The sequence below is a fragment of the Lysobacter sp. 05T417 genome (assembly GCF_056396405.1).
Map to the genome: position 1 here is coordinate 1 of NZ_JBFTLK010000013.1, position 2,041 is coordinate 2,041.

At 62.4% G+C, this 2,041-nt stretch carries 2 protein-coding genes; both read right to left on the bottom strand.

Annotated features, from left to right (window positions below):
• Positions 1 to 159: 159 nt before the first annotated feature.
• Positions 160 to 819 (bottom strand): demethoxyubiquinone hydroxylase family protein, encoded by a 660-nt coding sequence (locus AC1DER_RS17140; RefSeq protein WP_477248528.1) that lies wholly within the window; start codon positions 817 to 819, stop codon positions 160 to 162.
• Positions 820 to 1,073: 254 nt separating this feature from the next.
• Positions 1,074 to 1,574, bottom strand: coding sequence for a hypothetical protein (locus AC1DER_RS17145; RefSeq protein ID WP_477248526.1), 501 nt, complete (start codon positions 1,572 to 1,574; stop codon positions 1,074 to 1,076).
• Between the last annotated feature and the right edge of the window lie 467 nt (positions 1,575 to 2,041).

Sequence of the window (2,041 nt, forward strand, 5' to 3'; positions counted from 1 at the left end):
AGGCTGGGGGCGTTGTGCGCGCAACCGAAGCAAAACCACGACGACCTCAGACACGACAGCGCGTCGATCCCGGACCGGCCGCAACGTCGCGACTACAGTCCTAACGCCTGAGTTAAGCCGCACCGCGGAGCGGTGTCGGCTTGAATGAACTGTTAGGCCTCACGCCCGCATGCCCAGCCATATGACCGCCTCAGTAGCCGCGGACACGACAGGCGTAAGAACCTTTGGCCAGAATGTACCAGCCCGGACGTGGCTCGCCGAGTCATCGTGGTGCTGCCGCTCCTCAGCCACGATCGCGGAGATGGCCGAGATGGCCGCAGGGTCCTTGCCACGGAGGGCGGAAAGCTGGCCTTCGAGATGGCGGAGAACGACGCCCTCTACTGCCACGGTGGTTGCTGCGATGGCGTTTGCCCCAAGCAGGCCGGTAATGCACCCAAGTACGAAACCGCCGAAGCCGCACAGCCAATAGCTGCGGCAGCGGTGTCGCCCACGGCGCGCCAACTCAGCGCCGAATATGGCCCTGTGGCGCTTCTCATGTGACCGGAACTCGATGAGTTCACTGACTAGTCCCGGCGCAGTAAGCCTGGCCATCATGATCTGACCGGTATAGATGCTTATGGCGCCGTGCTCGCCCGCGTGATTGACCTCGATGATGCGGTCACCGAGACCTTGGTTCACAGCTAGCGAGAGTGCTTCCATGAGGCCTAACGCCTGAGTTAAGCCGACGTCAATCGCGTAGCGATTGGTGTTCGGCTTGAATGACCTGTTAGGCCTAGCGCCGCAACCGGAGCCAAGAACTGCGGCCGACTGCTCTTCCATGACCTAACCCCCGGGCGGGAATGTATCAGCTCGCCGTGCCCCGCGCCGCCGAAGACCGGGGGCCTGCCGAAGGGGGAAGTCAGCCGCCGGCAATGAGCTCGACTGGGGGCGTTGTACGCATGACCGAAGCACAAAGCGAGCGAGCATGAGCCCCGACATCGCGTCGCTCCCTCGACCTGGCCGCACGGCTGCGACTACCTGCCTAACGCCTGAATTAAGCCGAGCCGCGAAGCGGCTTCGGCTTGAATGAATTGTTAGAGCGCACCACCGGATTTGTACACATGTGCAAGGTCCGGAAATTTGACGCGCTTGCGGTATGGCATGGCGACCTTTAGCGCATTAGCCAGGACCCAGCGCAGTTCTTTGTCAGGCTCGCGGATGAACTCTTGGTGCAGGGCTTGCCAAACGGCCTCGCCTCCGTCGCGCACAGTTAGCGCGCGAATGATGCCCTCTCTAACGCGGGGATGGTGAGGAACTTGCAAGTGACGGATCAGCATGGGGTACGCGCGGTCATAGGCGCCAATGAATGTCCGCCCTAGCACAGGATGCGGGGTGTTGTTGACGAAGTCCCATACGGAACTGATGCCATAACCCAGCGCCTTGGCCTCGCCCGCAATCATCCTTTCCTCATGGGCGAACTCCGCAACGAAGGCAGCCAGCTCAGCATCTTTTCGCGCCCTCAGCTCCAGGTACTCCGGATCCGTCGCAAGAGCGTCCAATAGCTCTTTTGCTGTCATCGGCTTGCGAGATGCCATATGTGCGCTCTAACGCCAGAGTTAAGCCGCATCGCGGAGCGGTGTCGGCTTGAATGACTTGTTAGGCCTAGTGTCGTGACCGGAGCCGAGAACTGCAGCCGGCCATAACCTGGGCCTTCCCCGGACCAAAATGTAGCAGCTTGCGGCGGCCTGTGAAGCAGCCCCCGCCCTGCCCGGGGCCGGCATCGAAGAAGAGCGACCTAGGGGCTAGCGGAGTCGCCCGCCACGCGTCCGCCACCCGTGCGGCTCTACACCCTTACGGCTGCACATCTGCGACAACACGCCTAACGCCAGAGTTAAGCCGCACCGCGGAGCGGTGTCGGCTTGAATGACTTGTTAGGCCTAGCGCCGCAACCGGAGCCCAGACCTGCGGCCGACTGCTCTGCTTTGACCCAACCCCCGGCGGAATGTATCAGCTCGCGGTGCCCAATGCCGCCGAAGACAGGGCCCCCGGCCGAAGCGGGAAA